Raw genomic sequence first — 15,346 nt, 5'->3', positions numbered from 1 at the left:
ATGAAGAGAGGCTTCAGGGCCGCGCTCGCCCTGGTCGCCCCGCTCGCCGCCGCGCTGGCGCCGCTCGCGGGGGCCCGCGAGGCCGCCGCGTGGGCGCCGCTCGATCTCGATGTCGTCCCCCGCTGGCGCGAGCTGCCGGCCCGCTACCACATCAACGGGGGGACGATCCCGGGGCCGCTCTCCAGCTTCGCCGCCGCCAGCATCGAGGCCGGCTTCGCGGCCTGGTCGAGCCCCGGATGCACGGCGTGGGAGGCCGAGCTCCTCGGCGACACGGGGGACGGCTACGACTTCGACGACGGCAAGAGCGTGTTCCTCTGGATCAGCGACGGCTGGCCTGGCGAGCTCGGGCAAGCCGACTCGGTCATCGCCGTCACGATGCCGGTCTGGGATGCCGACGGCGTCATCGGCGAGGCCGACATGATCTTCAACAACGTCGGCTTCTGCTGGAACGACACGGGCGATGGAGACTGCATCGATGTGCGATCGATCGCCACGCACGAAGAAGGGCACTTCCTCGGCCTGGGTCACACGAGCGTGCGCGGCGCGACGATGCTGGGGTTCTACCCGGGCGGCACGTCGGCGCGCACGCTCGAGGAAGACGACATCGAAGGGGTCTGCGCCCTCTACCCGATCGCCGGGACGGGCGCCGCGAGCTCGGGCGGCGGCGGCTCCGGCGCGGGCGCGATGGCGGCCTCGGGCGGAGCGGGCGGCGCGGCGTCGGGGAGCGGGGACAGGCCGAAGAGCGGCAATGTGGACGAGGCCGAGGGCGACGCCGGTTGCTCCTGCTCGGGCGCTGGCCAGCCGCCGATCGCTCCCGGCGCCCTGCCGATGACGGCGCTCGGCGCGCTGCTGGCCTTCTGGGGCCGGCGGCCGCGCCGGACCCTGCGCGAGCGGCAGCGATCGGGCGGGGTAGGAGAGCGCGCCCCCCGCGTTGTCGCGCGGACGGGTGCGCTTTACAACCCAGCGCAGCCGGGGCAAACGTCCCGCCATGCCCGAGCCGAGCACCGCAGCGTTCGAGGCGGAGGTCGCGCGTGCCCTCCGCTCCCTTGAGGCCGACAGCTCCGTATCCGCCCTCGATCCGCTCGGCGATCCGGCCGGGGCGGCGCGCGTCCTCTCGGCGGAGGGCGGCGGCGCGCCGCTGATCCTCCGGGCGGCGCCCGAGCTTGGCGCGCCGCGGCGGGAGCAGGATACAGGCTTCGGCCCGGCGCCGCGGGACCCCGTATGGCTCCGGATCGAGCGCGGCGCGAGCGTCCTCCGGCTCGCGCCGCTGAGGCTCGCGGGCGCCCGCCACGCGCGGCCCGAGGCAGGCGGCGCCGGCGGGGCCGGGGAGGGCACGGCCGAGCCTCGCGACGCGGTGAGCGTCCAGGTGATCTCGGAGCGGCGCCCATGCTGCGGCGCACCCACGTGCGCGCGCGAGCGGACGTACGTCGCCGCCTGGCTCGCTCTCGCCGCGCCCGCGCCCGCGCCTGCGCGCGTCACGGCGGCGCGGCGTCTGCTCGTCGCCGAGGCGCAGGATCTCGAGGCCGCGCGGGCGGAGGCGCTCGTCGAGGCGGTGGCGGCGCCGCTCGCGGCCGCGCTGGGCGTCCCGCTGGAAACGGCGCGGGGTACCGAGCCGCCCGGCGCCATCGCGCCGCGGTCCCTCCCGGAGCCTGCCCCGACTCCACCGCCAGCGCTGCCGGCCGCCGCGCTGTCGCGGTTCGCGATCCGGAGCGAGGGCGAGCTCCTCGTCTTGCGGGACCACGCGAGCCACGGCCCGCGCGGCTCGGCGGCCCGCAACGCGCTCATCGGGGCCGCGCTGCTGCTCGGCGCGCTCGCGCTCTGGATCCAGGTCATGCGGAGCGTCTCCGCGGGCGACAGCGGCATCGCCATCGGCGTCGGCAGCGCCGCCGCGCTGCTCTCGCTCGCGGGCTACGCCTTCCTGGGCGTCGCCAGGTTCTCGTCCCGTTACGCGGCGCGCTCCGCCCCGGTCGTGTCGTTCGGCCCGGGCCGCTTCGTCGTCGCCCCCTGGGTGAGCCGCACCGGCGCGATCGACCTGCGCCCCGAGGGCCGGCTGGGGGCGGCCATCTCCGCCGGGGAGGTCCGCGACATCCGCGTGCTGCCCCGCGGCGACCGGTTCGCGGTCGAGATCGAGACCGACCACGGGCCCATCGACGCCCTCCTCACCGAGCGCGAGGACGTCGCGCGCTACTGGCAGGACGCGATGGATCGCGCCGTCGCCTCGGTGCGCCACGCCGGCGGCCCCTCCGCCAAGCAGCGCCTCCGGGCGCGCGCCCAGGCGCAGCAGGCGCCCGCGGCGGGCTGAGCCGTACCGGCGATCACCGCCTGCGGACGACCTCGGGCGCCCTCAACCTGGGTCGCCCTCAACCTGGGTCGGACGACCTGCCTCGACCTTGAGCAGCCTCAACCTCGGTCCGGGTGCCCTCAACCTCGGTCGGTCGCCCTCAGGCCCCTCAACCTCGGTCGGGGTGCCCTCAACCTCGGTCGGTCGAGTCGCCCTCAACCTCGGTCGGTCGCCCTCAGGCCCCTCAACCTCGGTCGGGGTGCCCTCAACCTCGGTCGGTCGAGTCGCCCTCAACCTCGGTCGGTCGCCCTCAACCTCGGTCGGTCGGGTCGCCCAACCTCGGTCGGGACGCCCTCAACCCCGTTGCGTGCCGGGCTCGGGCTCGATTCCCCTTGTGCACTGCTCTGTCCCATGTAATGAACTCGTTCAGTGAACGCGTTCACTCAAAGACCCGGTCGGCGCGACGCCCAGAAAGACGCGACGCGCGCCCGGATCCTCGAGGCCGCGCGCGACCACTTCGAGCACCACGGCTTCGAGGCCGCCAACGTCCGCGCCATCGCCGCGGACGCGGGCGTGGCCGCCGGCACGGTCCTCCTCCACTTCGCCGACAAGCGCGACCTGCTCCACGCCGCGCTGTTCGACGACCTCGCCGCCACCGCGGCCGAGGCCGTCCGCGACGAGGAGCCCGGCTCCCTCGAGCAGCGGCTCCACCGGCTCGGGGCCGCCTTCTTCGCGTACTACGCCCGCCGGCCGGCCCTCTCGAAGACGCTGCTCCGCGACGCGCTGTTCGCCGACCCGCCCTGGCAGGCCCGCTTCACCGAGCAGGTCGCCGCCGTGCACGGCCGCGTCGTCGAGCTCTTCAACGCCGCCCGCGCGCAGGGGGAGGTCGCCGACGACGCCGACCCCGCGCTCTTCGGCGTCGCCTTCTTCTCCTTCTACTACTTCGCGCTGATCGCCTGGGCCCAGGGCGCGCACCCGTCGCCCATCGCCCTGCTCGATCGGCTCGTCGCTCAGCACCTCTGCGGCCTCCGCCCCGCAGCCAACGTCAGGAGGGCTCGATGACGTCATCCATCATGTTCCGCAGTCCAGAGGCGCGCGCGCGCATCGCGGCGTGGTTCGACAGGTTCCACGAGAAGCTCCCGGTCCCGACCCGATCGCGCGAGGTCTCCACCCGCTTCGGCGCCACGCACGTCCTCATCGCCGGCCCCGAGAACGCCCCGCCGCTCGTCTGCCTGCACGGCGCGCTCGCCAGCTCCGCGCACCTCATGCCCGAGCTCGGCCCGCTCCTCGCGCACTACCGCGTCCACGTCGTCGACGTCATCGGCCAGTCCGTCAAGAGCGCCGACGTCCGCCTGCCGATCGACGGACCCGCCTACGCCGAGTGGCTCACCGACGTCCTCGACGCGCTCGGCCTCGCGCGCGTCCACCTCCTCGGCGTGAGCTGGGGCGGCTTCGCGGCCCTGCGCATGGCCCAGGTCGCGCCCGCCCGCATCGACCGGCTCGTCCTGATCGTGCCGGCGGCCCTGGTGTCGGGCTCGGCGTGGCAAGGCCTCACCCGCATCGCGATCCCGATGGCCCTCTACCGCGCCTTCCCCTCGGAAGAGCGCCTCGCGCGCCTCGTCTCCGGGCTGTTCTCCACGCACGACGACATGTGGTGCTCCTACTTCGGCGACGCCGTGCGCGGCTACCGGCTCGATTTCCGCCCGCCGCCGCTCGCCACGCCCGCGTCCCTCGCCGGGTTCACGCGGCCCGCGCTCGTGTTCGGCGCCGACGACGACGTGAGCTTCCCCGGCGCGAAGCTGCTCGCCCGCGCGAAGGAGCTCCTGCCGCGCGCCGAGACCGAGCTGCTCGAGGGGTGCCGCCACTCGCCCCCCACCGACGACGCCTTCCGCGCGCGGCTCTGCGAGCGGATCTCGCGCTTCCTCGGGAGCGACGCCGCGCGTGACGCCGCCGACGTCGCGCCGCCCCCCGCGCCGCCCGGGCTCGCCGCGCCGGTCGCGTGACCCTCCGCCGCGCTCCCGCCTGCGCGCGCCCCTCAGTGCCCCGACACGTCGTCGACCTGCGCGAACGCCTGAATGAGGCGCTCGCGCGCCCGCGCCGACAGCGGCGGCGCCTCGATCGAGCGCACGTTCTCCAGGAGGTGCTCCACGCTGCTCGTCCCCGACAGGATCACGTGCGCCCCGGGCTCGTCCCTGCAGAAGCGGTACGCCGCGCCCGGGAGCGACGAGGCCTCGTCTCCTTCCAGGAGCCGGTCCAGCCCCTCGTCGCCGAGCTCGGGCGACACCTTGCCGCGCGCCGCCAGATCCGCGAGCAGCTCCCGCAGCCGATCGGGCCGGCTCAGCGCGCGCCGGACCGCGAACATGATCAGCGTCCCGATGTCCTTCGCCCGCGTCAGCGGGAACACCCGCGCTCGCGCCGACTGGTTCAGAAGGTTGAACCCGACCATCACGACGTCCCACACATCGTCGCGGAGCGCCTGCTCGAGCGTCGCGTGCGTCGGATCGGCGGCGAACGCCTCCGTGATGCCGAGGAAGCGGATCTTGCCCTGCTCGCGCAGGCGCAGCAGCACGGGGACGATCCGCTCGCGCAGATCGGCGTACTGATCCGGCAGCACGCCATGCAGATGGTAGACGTCGACGTGATCCGTGCCGAGCCGCTCGAGGCTCGCATGCAGCGACGACACCACGTCTTCCGGCCGGAGCGGCGCCTCGAGGCGCGTCGTCTTCTTCGTCGAGAGCACCACGCGGTCGCGCGGCACCTCGCGGAGCGCCTTGCCGATGAGCCCCTCGGTCCCGTACGCCTCCGCCGTGTCGATGAAGTTCACGCCGCGCTCGATGGCCGCACGGACGAGCCGGAGCGACTCGGCCTCCGCGATGCGCCCGGACCCGAGCCGGCTGTCGCCGCCCGCACCCAGGCCGAGCACGCTGACCTCAAGGCCGGTCCGGCCCAGGATGATTCGATTCACGATGGTCCTCTCCCTCGATGAACGGTGATCGTCACGGCGCCCACGCCGGGCCTGGGCTCACTCCTTCGGGGCGACCTTCCACGACGTGAACCGCCGCTCGACGCGCATGAGCAGGTGATTGAATGTCAGCCCGAGCGCCGTGATGGTCAAGATGCCGACATACATGCTCGGGATCTGGAAATTGTATTGCGCGTAGATGATCAGGTATCCGAGCCCCGCCTTGGCCCCGATCATCTCCGCCGCGACGAGGACGAGCAGCGAGTACGCGCCCGCCAGGCGGATACCCACGAAGATCGTCGGGACCGCGGCCGGCAGGATGACCTTGCGGAACAGCTGGAGCGGCGACAGCCCCATCGTGCGCGCCGACTTGATGAGCAGCGGATCGACCCCGCGCACCCCGCTGATCGTGTTGAGCAGGATCGGCCAGGTGCACGAGTAGATGACGAGCGCGATCTTCGAGGACTCCCCGATCCCGAGCAGCAGCAGGAACACGGGCAGGAGCGCGAGCGCCGCCGTGTTGCGCAGCACCTCGAGCAGCGGATTGAGCGCGTCCGCCACGCCCTTGTACCACCCGATCGCGAGCCCGAGCGGCACGCCCACCGAGATCGCCAGCGTGAAGCCCACGAGCGAGCGCGACAGGCTCGCCTTGATGTGGCTCAGGAGCTGCCCGTTCTGGAGCAGCTGCCACCCTGTCCCCAGCACCTCGGAGAGCGGCGGAAGGAACGCCCCCTCCACGAGGCCCACCCGCGGCGCCGTCTCCCACAGGGCGGCGACCGCGAGGAGGATCCCCGACCGCGCGATGGCGCGGCCGATCCACCGGGACGCGTCGCCCACGAGCTGCCCTTGCTGTGACTCCTCGGGCAGCGGAATCGATTGCTCCAGGCTAGCCATTGACCGCCACCACGCCCGCCACGGGGCGGCTCTCCGCCGCGCGCTTCTGCCGCTTGCTCCGCTCCTGCTCCTCGGACTTCAGCACCTCCTCGCGCAGCAGCGTCCAGATCTCGTGCCGCAGCCTGCCGAACTCCGGAGTCGACCGCGCGTCCTCATAGCCCCGGATCTCCTCCGGGATATCGATGACCCGCTTCACCCGGCCGGGCCGGGACGTCATGATCGCGACCCGCTGCCCGAGGAACACCGCCTCGTCGATGCTGTGCGTGATGAACAGGATCGTCTTGCGCGACTTCTCCCAGATCCGGAGCAGCTCCGCCTGCAGCGACTCGCGCGTCTGCGCGTCCAGCGCCGCGAACGGCTCGTCCATCATCAGCACCGCCGGGTCGTAGGCGAGGCTCCTCGCGATGGCCACCCGCTGCTTCATGCCGCCCGACAGCTCGTGCGGATACCGATCCTCGAAGCCGGAGAGGCTGACCAGATCCAGGTAATCCTGGGCGATCTCCTTGCGCCGGCTCTCCGGGACGCCCTTGGCCTCGAGCCCGAACTCGACGTTCTCGCGCGCCGTCCGCCACGGGAACAGCGCGTACTGCTGGAACACGATGCCTCGATCGAGGGCCGGGCCCGTGATCGGCTTGCCGTCGAGCAGGAGCTTGCCGCTGCTCGGCTTCGACAGGCCGCCGAGCAGATCGATGAGCGTCGACTTGCCGCACCCGCTCGGCCCGACGAGGACCATCAGCTCGCCGGCCCTCACGTCGAGGTTGAGGTCCTCGATGGCCGTGAACCGCGCGCTCTCCTTGGCGCCGGCCGGCCCCTTGACGGCGAATGTCTTGCTCACATTGTGGAACTGGATCTTGTTGCTCATGGCTCCTCCTGCTCCCGAACCTCGACGAGGGTGGGGCCCCTTCACGGACCGCCCTTCCAGAACGGGTTGAACTCGTCGGTGTACAGCTCGCTCCGCCGCACCTGCTTGAGCTCGCCGTCCTCACCAGCCAGCCGATCCACACCTGGAGCTCGCTCTCGGCGATGAGCCCCCCTTGCCGACCACGCCCGCGCTCCGCCAGCACTTCAGCGCTGACCAGCCGAGCGAGGCGAGCGCGAGCAGCAGCGCGGCGAGGCTCCGCCAGGCGATCTCAGCGAGGGGATGGCGGCCGTCGGGGGTGGGACGAAGAGGTCCAAACGCGTTAGGAAAGTCGAGCCCATCCAGCATAGAACGACCGCAAATCCCGCAATCCGGTGCGCACCGTCGCACCGCGACGAGGCCCATTCAGGCGCGGTCGTGGAGCGCCATCCTCGACCGTTCCGCTGGCGTTGAGCACGCCCCGTACCAAGCGTGAGTCGGCTCCCTAGACGCAAATCCGCTATAACAGATGGCGGCCTGCTGCTGGAGCAGCAGGCGCTTGCTCGCGGAGTGTTGCTACAGCAACAGTGGATCCGTCCTTACGAACCCAGGGCGGTCTGCGGATGGTCCGACGAAGACGAATGACAGTTATTTCGACGTGCGCGAACGCCCAGGGTAAATTTCCACCCCATGACCGCCGCCACCACGTCATCGGGAGAAATCGACGCCGAGAAACTCGCGGGCAAGCGCGCACGCCTCTTCGAGCGAGCGCCGGTCGCGATCGTCCAGTACGGCAAGGAGCTCACGATCGAGGACTGGAACGGCGCGGCAGAGCGCCTGCTCGGCCACGCGCGGAAGGAGGCGCTCGGCCAGCGCGTGGACGAGCTCCTGCCGGCGTCCGGCAGCCCCGACGGGTGGCAGCAGCTCCTCGCGGAGGACGGGGCGGCCCCCCGGGTGTGGAGCCACGCCAGGAAGGACGGCGCCGTGCTGAGCGTCGAGTGGCGCCACGAGCGCATCCTCGACGAGCACGGAGAGGTCATCGGCGTCGGCGTGTTCGGGCAGGACGTGACGGAGCGGACCGAGCAGGCTCGTCGCCACCATCAGAGAGAGGTGATCCTGCAGGCCATCACGCAGTCGCTCCCGATCATCGTCTGGGCCATCGACCGCGAGGGGATCTTCACGTGCCACGAGGGCAAGGCGCTCGAGGGCATCGGGCTCCAGCAGGGCGCGCACCTCGGCAAGAACGTGTTCGACCTCTACGCGAGCAACCCGCACGGGTGCGAGGTGCTGCGGCGGGCGCTCGCGGGCGAAGCGAGCCATTCGGAGTCCCTGACGCACGGGGTGTTCTGGGACAACTGGGAGGTCCCCATGCGCGACGAGCAGGGCGAGGTGTTCTCGGTCGTCGGCTTCACCCTCGATATCAGCAAGCCAAAGAACACCGAGCAGGAGCTCCGGTCCAGGCTGGAGCTCATCGAGCGGCAACAGCGGGTCATCCGCGACCTGTCGACTCCCATCATCCAGGTGTGGGACGGCGTGCTGACCCTGCCGATGATCGGCGTGCTCGACAGCGCCAGGACAGCGGAGGTGATGGATACCCTGCTCGATGCCATCGTCCGCACGGGCTCGCGCTTCGCCATCCTCGATCTCACCGGCGTCGAGCTGGTCGACACGAAGACCGCGAGCTACCTCCTCGATCTCGTCGCCGCGATCCGGCTGCTCGGCGCCGAGGGCATCGTCGCGGGCATCCGCTCGAACGTCGCCCAGACCATCGTCAGCCTCGGGCTCGATCTGGCCAACATCACCACCCTCGGCAACCTCCGGGCGGCGCTCCAGTACTGCATCCGTCAGATGACCAAGGAGCGCGCGGCCGGCGCGGCGCACGCTTCGCTCCACGGCGCTGCTCCGCGGCCCGCGTGACAGCGCCGCGCGGACGACCGCTCCGGCGCGGCGCTCCCTCGGCTCCCCTGCGATCCCTCACGACCGCCGCGCTGGCTCACGGCTTCCGCGCCGTCGGCTTCGCCGCCTCCGCTGCCCCCATCGCCCTGGCCAGCGCGTCGACGACGACGCGGACCGCGGCGCGCGCGGGCGCCGCATAGACCGCGAAGCTCGCGCGCTTCGAGGCGCCGTACTCCGGCAGCACGCGCCGCAGCGCGCCGCTCTCGAGCTGATCCTGGACGACGTAGTCGGGGAGGTTCGCCAGGCCGACGCCGGCGACCGCGGCGTCGCGCAGCGTGATCGTGTCGCTGGAGCGGAATGTGCCGCTCACCGGGACGACGCGCTCGCCCTCGGGGCCCACGAGCGTCCACCGGGCGACAGGCTCGAGGTTGAGCGTGATGCAGTCGTGGTCGGCCAGGTCCTCGAGGCAGCGCGGCGTCCCGTGGCGCCGCAGGTACCGCGGGCTCGCGCAGAGCACGCGCAGGTCATCGGCGAGCCGCCGCGCGACGAGGGAAGCAGGGGAGATCTCGGCGGCCAGGCGCACCGCCACGTCGATGCGCTCGGCCACCAGATCGACGATGCGGTCGGTGAGATCGAGATCGATGCGGAGCTCCGGGTACCTCGCGCGACAGGCCAGCACCGCGGGCGCGACGCGGATCGAGCCGAGGACGGTGGGCGCCGAGATGCGCAGCGTCCCGCGCGGCGTCCCGTCGAGATCCGCGACCGCCCGCTGCGCCTCCTCGATGTCCGAGAGGATCCGGTCTGCGCGCTCTGCGTACAGATTCCCTGCCTCCGTGAGGCTCACGCGGCGCGTGGTGCGCCGGAGGAGCTGCGCGCCGAGGCGCTCCTCCAGCCGCGCGACCTGCTTGCTGACGGACGACGACGTGAGCCCGAGCGCCCTCGCCGCCGCCGAGAAGCTCTGCCGCCGCGCCACCTCGAGGAACGCCCTCATCTCACCGAGGTGACCGCCCGCCGGCTCCATCCCATTCGTTCCTTCCGCGACGCAATCCTCGTCGGCGGGCCAGCATTATCACACGCGCGTCCCGGATCTAGTTTTCTGGAGCGCGAGGCGACCGCCTCGCCGCGAAGGAGGCATTCATGCTCACGCAGGCTCGCGGGCACACGGGCGTCGCGCTGCTCCTCTTCATCCTGGCCGCCACCCTGGTCGCAGATCGGCTCGCGGCGACGCCCCCGGCGCAGGGCGGGTCGACCCCGCCGAGCGCGCGGTACGACCTCGCGCAGATCGACCCGCGGGGCCACGCGAACGGGGGGCCGCGCGCCGCCGGCGCCCCGGCGGCGGCTCAGGCCACCCGATCGATCGCCCCCTCCACGCCCTCCTGCTTGGAACAGTGCGCACAGCAGTAGAACGCCCCGCCGGCCTCGATGCCGTGCCCCACGATGCGGCAGGCGCAGTGGGCGCACACGGGCGCGAGCTTGTGAATCGCGCACTCGAAGCAATCGAAGGTGTAGCTCGTGCCGCCCACCATGATCTGAAATGCCTTGTCGTAGCTGTTGCCGCAGCAGTCACACGTGTTCATGGAAACCTCTCGACGGTTAGGGGATGATGTTGCGCCGCGCGCCGAGCGCGGCCGGCCCTCGCGATCACCCCGGGCTCCCTGGGGGGCTGCCCCGGCGCCGGCGGATCTTCGATCTCCGGAGAGCGCTCTCCGGGCGCCGGTGGAGGGGGCGGGGGATCCCGACGCGCCGGCTCGCCAGGATCGGGATCGCGCCGCGGGGGCTCGCGCGGCGCCGGATCCTGCACCGGCGGACCCCGTCCGGGATCGCCGACGGGCTCGGGGTTGGGCGTTCCTCGGGAGGGGGGCGCATTCACCGGCATGGACGGTTCTTTCCTCGCGCGTCCTTGGCTGACCTCGTGTTGACGCGGTGCAAACAAGGCTGCATGAACCGCGCCACGAGCGCTTCCGAGCGGAGCGGCTCGACAGCGCGACGTGCTGCGCCCGCGCGGCCTGGTACGCGCTCGCCGCGGCCCTCCACGGCGCGCATTCCTGTCACAGTGAGGCGCCGCTGCATGGCTGGGGCCGGCGCGGCGCGCCGCCAACGCACCTCCACCTCCGCGTGCGCTCGCGTGGCGAGGCGCCGTCCCGAGCACGCCCGCGCGCCGGATCGGGCTCAGCAGGCGGCCGCGAGCGAGCCGGATGGGCCCGCCCGTCGGCCGCCAGCGCTTCACTTCGGGAGGAAATGAAGGATCTGCCTGAGCGCCTTGGTGAGGCTCTCGGCTTCCAGCACGTCGGGCAGCACGAGCACGCCGAGCACGCTGAGGCCGATGCCCATCAGCGAGCCTCCGGCGATCACGCCCGCGCAGATGGCCTCGGTGTTCTCCGCGGCGAGCGCGTACCAGGGCCGCGCGGGCGGCGCGTCCGAGCGCCCGCCCGGCGCCGTCTCGCTGAGCCGTGTCTCCTGCTCGCGCTTCTTGTGCCAGAGCGCGGCGCGCCGCTCGAGCAGCCAGAAGAGGAACGAGCCGAGGAACATCGACCAGATATCGGTGAAGTTGAGGATGAACGCGAGCCCCAGGGCGACCGCGGAGAGGGGGAATCGGTTCTTCGTGACCTGCCTCGTGAGCTCGACGAGGATCCCGACGATCGCCCCGACCACCACCGCGGACTTGGCCGTCGGGTGGAGGAAATCGAGCCCCTTCATCAGCACCTCGGCGACGGCCTTCCACGTGAGCGCGCTCGGGACCGGCAGCCGCTCCGTCCCGTAGCGGCCGATGTCGCCCTGGATGAGAACGAGGTACCAGATGGGCACCGAGAGCACGAGCCCCGCGACGGTCCCGAGCACGTGCCCCATCGCCTGGTGGCGCGGCTTGCCGCCGAGCATGTAGCCCGGCTTGATATCCATCAGCAGGTTCGCTGTGTTGCTCGCGACCTCGGCGGTGATCCCGGCCGTCATCAGGTTCGTCGTGATGTTCTTCGGCGCGAGCGCGCCGTAGGTGAGCTGCGTCAGCTTGCCGAGCGCCCCGGTCGGGGTGATCGCCGTGATGGCCGTCGAGTTGACCGCGATGAGCGAGAAGATGAAGACGAGCGGGATCGCGAGCGCCCCGAGCCACCAGGAGATCCCGAACCAGAGCTGCCCGAGCACCACGATCACCACGCCGACGATGGGTATGCCGATGATCGACAGCTTCACCGGGAGCTCGATGTCCGCGAGCACGTCGGTCGCTCCACCCTTCTTGGTGAGGCCCTTGAACGCGTCGATGATCACCTTGGGCTTGGAGAAGAAGGCGTAGAGAGAGGACGTCGTCATGCACGCGACGCCGCCCCACAGCGCCCAGAGGGTGATCGCGCCGAACCCGAAATGCCCGTTCTTCGGCAGGATGATCCCGCGCTCGATCAGCAGGGGGGCGAGGATCCAGTAGTTGAGGATGCCGCCGAGGAGGAGCGACACGCCGGTCCGGATGCCCATCAGGCCGCCCGTGGCGACGAAGATGATGCTCGTGTCGAACCGGATGGTGAGCTCGTTCAGGGGGGTGCCGCGGATGGCCGGCGAGAGGCCCGAGCGCCTGAGCAGATCGGCGAAGCGCCCGCCATAGAGGAACTCGTCGTAGTAATGCGGGATGTTCTTCAGCGCGAAGAGCGCGCGCATCACCTTGTCGTCGCGGAGGAGCTCGAGCGCGGCGCTCAGGAGGCCGCCGCCGAGGAGGAGCTTCGCCTTGAAGAGGCCCTCCTTCTCGTCGCTCTCGTGCAGCGCGTCCATCACGACGCCGGCGGCCATCCCCTCGGGGAAGGGCTGCTGCTCGTCGTTGATGAAGCGCTTCTTCATCGGGAAGGCGAAGAGCACGCCCAGGATGGCGAGGACGAACATCCAGATCATCGCCTGGCCCATGGGGATGATCGTCGTCGTGACCATCGAGTAGGCCGCGAGGCTCGTGAAGAGCGGCGCGTTCATGTATCCGGCCGACGTCGCGATGGACTGCATCGCGTTGTTCTCGAGCACGGTCATGTCGCTTGCGAGGCCGAGCCTGGAGAGCACCTTGAAGAGCCCGAAGGCCAGGATCACGCTCGTGATCCCGACGCCGAGCGACCAGCCGGTGCGCGCGCCGATGTACAGGTTCGTGAGCGACAGGAACGCGCCGAGGAGCATGCCCGTGATCGCCGAGCGCCACGTGAGCTGGGGCATGTCGCCGCGGTAGACGTTCTTCAGCCACCATGCGTCCTTCTCTTCGAGCGACATGGTGTGAACCTGCTCTGGCGTGAGCTGTTTGATGGCCATTGCGCGGCGACCTCCTCGCACCTTGTACCATGGTGGGCGACGCGCCGTGCATCTCTTCGGCGAGCGCCTACGGCGCAGATCTCGCCGATTCCCCGTTCGCGCCGCCGCCCCCGCGCCCGCGGCCGATCCCGGCGAATCCATGGCGCGGCGGAATTGCTGGCTCCGTGTCACGAGGCTCGCGCCCAGCGCGCCCGCCGTCGCGTTTCGCGGGCCCGGCCGGAGGCCGTCTCAACGCCGCGGAGCGCCCCTGTCGTCCTCAACGTCGCACCGGCCTCCGATACCCGCTCTGGGACCTCCCCGCGCGACGCGCTCCCTCCACGGGGGCCTGCCGTGGGCACGGAGCCCAATCGCCGGACCTGGGGAGCGCATCGGGCATATGACCCCTCAACGCGCCGCTGGAGGGAGCAGGCGCACCATCGCCTCGGCGACGCCCGCGGCCGACGCAGGGTTTTGCCCGGTCACGAGGCGCTCCGCGACGACGACCTGCTTCTGCCACGGCGCTGCAGGCTGGAAGAGCGCGCCGCGCTCGACGAGCCGATCCTGGAGCAGGAACGGCACCACGGCGTCGAGCTTCACCGCCCGCTCCTCTTCGTTCGTGAACGCGCTCACCGCCTTGCCGGCGACGAGGTACTGCCCGGACGAGAGGCGCACGTTCACGAGCGCCGCGGGCCCGTGGCACACGGCGCCGACGACGCCGCCGCGCTCGTAAATGCTCGCGGCGACACGCGCGAACGCCTCGTTCTCGGGGAAGTCCCACATCGTGCCGTGCCCGCCGGCGAAGAAGACAGCGGCATAGCGAGACGGGTCGACGCGGTCCGCCGGCGTGCTGTCGTGGAGGCGCCCCGCGAGCGCGCCGCCGTCGAGGAACGGAGCGCTGGCCGGCTCGACTTTGTCGAGGCCGTCGAGCGGCACGCGGCCGCCGCGGGTCGAGGCGAAGTCGACGGCGATCCCCGCCTTCGTGAACTCCACGTACGGGTGCGCGATCTCGGGCAGGTAGGCGCCCGTGCTCTCCCCGGTGGCGCCCTTCTTGTCGTGGCTGGTCATGGCGATGAGCACTCGCTGCGTCATGTTCTTCTCCTCGGTTTGCGCCTGGTTCGGGTGAGCGGTGTCGGGCGTGTTGCCGCCCGCGCACCCGGATGAGACGGCGGACAGGGCGGCGAGCAGCGTGGTCAACGCCGCGCGGCGCCCGGGGTGGCGATCCGGATTGGTCATATCCAACTCCTAGGCTCTCCGGCGCGAGCCCGGTAGACGACGACAGGGCGAAGCATTTGTACTAGGGTGTTGAGAATGGTCGCACCTTCGCTCGCCGGCACGCTCCCGAACGTCGAGGCGTTCTGCCGCACCTACGAGACGGGGAGCTTCACCCGCGCCGCGCGGCTGCTCGCGGTCACGCCGCAGGCGACGAGCCGGAGCGTCGCGCGGCTCGAGCGCAGGCTCGGCGTGACGCTCTTCCGGCGCACCACCCGGAGCCTCGCGCCGACCGACGAGGCGCGCCGCTACTACGAGCTGTGCACCCAGGCGCTCGCGCTCTTGTCCGCGGGTGAGCGCGAGCTCGCGAGCGAGCGCTCCTCCCCTGAAGGGCTCGTGCGCATCAGCGCCCCGACGACGTTCGGCCACCACCGTTTGCTCCCGGCCCTCGGCGTGTTTCGCGAGCGCTACCCCGGCATACGCGTCGACATCCACGTGTCAAACCAGAACGTCGACTTCGTTCGCGAGGGTCACCACCTCGCGATCCGCATGGGAGCGATCGCCGACAGGACGCTCGTCGCCCGCAAGCTCGGTGACTTCGCGCTCGGCGTTTACGCGAGCAGCGGCTACCTGGCCCGCCACGGCGCGCCGCGTTCGCCCTCCGATCTCGAGAAGCACACGTGCATCGCGTTCCAGATGCCGCGTTCGGGTCGGGCGCTCCCGTGGGTCTTCCACCCCGGCCCGACCACGCTCGTCCTCGACGCCCACTACCGGTGCTCGGAAGACGTGCTCGGCATCATCAGCCTCGCGCGCGCCGGCGTCGGGCTCGTGCAGACGTACGACTTCCTTGTCGAGGACGACGTCGCGCGCGGCACGCTGGTGCAAGTGCTCGCGCCGTTCCGAGGCGCGAGCCGGCCGTTCTCGCTGATTCACCCCAAAGGCACCGTCCTGTCGTCCGCCGCCCGCGCGCTCAAGGCGTTCATCATCGAGCGCGAGGCGGCGCGCGCGAAGTGAGGGC

Annotated in this window: 13 protein-coding genes; 6 read left to right on the top strand and 7 right to left on the bottom strand. The window is 71.6% G+C overall.

Going from position 1 to position 15,346, the window contains the following annotated elements:
* From WME73_RS26555 to WME73_RS26540, 4 genes are all read left to right on the top strand, one after another.
* Complete coding sequence (locus WME73_RS26555) at positions 1-1,050, top strand: matrixin family metalloprotease (protein ID WP_437911348.1); 1,050 nt, start codon at positions 1-3, stop codon at positions 1,048-1,050.
* Complete coding sequence (locus WME73_RS26550; RefSeq protein WP_437911347.1) at positions 989-2,302, top strand: hypothetical protein; 1,314 nt, start codon at positions 989-991, stop codon at positions 2,300-2,302. Before WME73_RS26555 ends, WME73_RS26550 begins: the two co-directional genes overlap by 62 nt.
* A 408-nt stretch (positions 2,303-2,710) precedes the next feature.
* Positions 2,711-3,343 carry a TetR/AcrR family transcriptional regulator gene (locus WME73_RS26545; protein ID WP_437911346.1) on the top strand — a complete coding sequence of 211 codons (633 nt, stop codon included), beginning with the start codon at positions 2,711-2,713 and terminating at the stop codon, positions 3,341-3,343.
* Positions 3,340-4,284, top strand: a complete 945-nt coding sequence (locus tag WME73_RS26540) for an alpha/beta fold hydrolase (RefSeq protein WP_437911345.1) — start codon at positions 3,340-3,342, stop codon at positions 4,282-4,284. The genes WME73_RS26545 and WME73_RS26540 overlap by 4 nt, the downstream gene beginning before the upstream one ends.
* 32 nt (positions 4,285-4,316) lie before the next feature.
* Here WME73_RS26540 and WME73_RS26535 read toward each other — a convergent pair whose 3' ends face one another.
* Genes WME73_RS26535 through WME73_RS26525 form a run of 3 tightly spaced genes read right to left on the bottom strand, consistent with a single transcriptional unit; the run spans position 4,317 to position 6,999 of the window.
* Positions 4,317-5,246 carry an aldo/keto reductase gene (locus tag WME73_RS26535; protein WP_437911344.1) on the bottom strand — a complete coding sequence of 310 codons (930 nt, stop codon included), beginning with the start codon at positions 5,244-5,246 and terminating at the stop codon, positions 4,317-4,319.
* Between the two features lie 57 nt (positions 5,247-5,303).
* On the bottom strand, positions 5,304-6,137 hold the full coding sequence (locus WME73_RS26530; protein ID WP_437849615.1) for an ABC transporter permease: 834 nt from the start codon (positions 6,135-6,137) through the stop codon (positions 5,304-5,306).
* Entirely contained in the window at positions 6,130-6,999 is an 870-nt protein-coding gene (locus WME73_RS26525; protein WP_437911343.1) for an ABC transporter ATP-binding protein, read from the bottom strand. Before WME73_RS26525 ends, WME73_RS26530 begins: the two co-directional genes overlap by 8 nt.
* A 666-nt stretch (positions 7,000-7,665) precedes the next feature.
* Here WME73_RS26525 and WME73_RS26520 point away from each other — a divergent pair.
* Positions 7,666-8,892, top strand: a complete 1,227-nt coding sequence (locus tag WME73_RS26520; protein WP_437911342.1) for a PAS domain S-box protein — start codon at positions 7,666-7,668, stop codon at positions 8,890-8,892.
* Between the two features lie 76 nt (positions 8,893-8,968).
* Here WME73_RS26520 and WME73_RS26515 read toward each other — a convergent pair whose 3' ends face one another.
* The 4 genes from WME73_RS26515 to WME73_RS26500 all read right to left on the bottom strand — a co-directional run bounded on the left by WME73_RS26515 (position 8,969) and on the right by WME73_RS26500 (position 14,352).
* On the bottom strand, positions 8,969-9,862 hold the full coding sequence (locus WME73_RS26515) for a LysR substrate-binding domain-containing protein (protein ID WP_437911341.1): 894 nt from the start codon (positions 9,860-9,862) through the stop codon (positions 8,969-8,971).
* Between the two features lie 349 nt (positions 9,863-10,211).
* Entirely contained in the window at positions 10,212-10,448 is a 237-nt protein-coding gene (locus WME73_RS26510) for a hypothetical protein (protein ID WP_272093661.1), read from the bottom strand.
* Between the two features lie 646 nt (positions 10,449-11,094).
* Positions 11,095-13,140 (bottom strand): OPT family oligopeptide transporter, encoded by a 2,046-nt coding sequence (locus WME73_RS26505; RefSeq protein ID WP_437911340.1) that lies wholly within the window; start codon positions 13,138-13,140, stop codon positions 11,095-11,097.
* A 384-nt stretch (positions 13,141-13,524) separates the two neighbouring features.
* Positions 13,525-14,352 carry a type 1 glutamine amidotransferase domain-containing protein gene (locus tag WME73_RS26500; protein WP_437911339.1) on the bottom strand — a complete coding sequence of 276 codons (828 nt, stop codon included), beginning with the start codon at positions 14,350-14,352 and terminating at the stop codon, positions 13,525-13,527.
* 75 nt (positions 14,353-14,427) lie between these two features.
* On the opposite strand from WME73_RS26500, the gene WME73_RS26495 reads away from it, so the two are divergent.
* Positions 14,428-15,342, top strand: coding sequence for a LysR substrate-binding domain-containing protein (locus WME73_RS26495; RefSeq protein WP_437911338.1), 915 nt, complete (start codon positions 14,428-14,430; stop codon positions 15,340-15,342).
* Positions 15,343-15,346 lie beyond the last annotated feature (4 nt).

The organism is Sorangium sp. So ce302 (assembly GCF_051530145.1).
GTDB classification, from domain to species: domain Bacteria; phylum Myxococcota_A; class Polyangia; order Polyangiales; family Polyangiaceae; genus Sorangium; species Sorangium cellulosum_B.
This window is presented reverse-complemented; position numbering and strand designations above follow the sequence as displayed.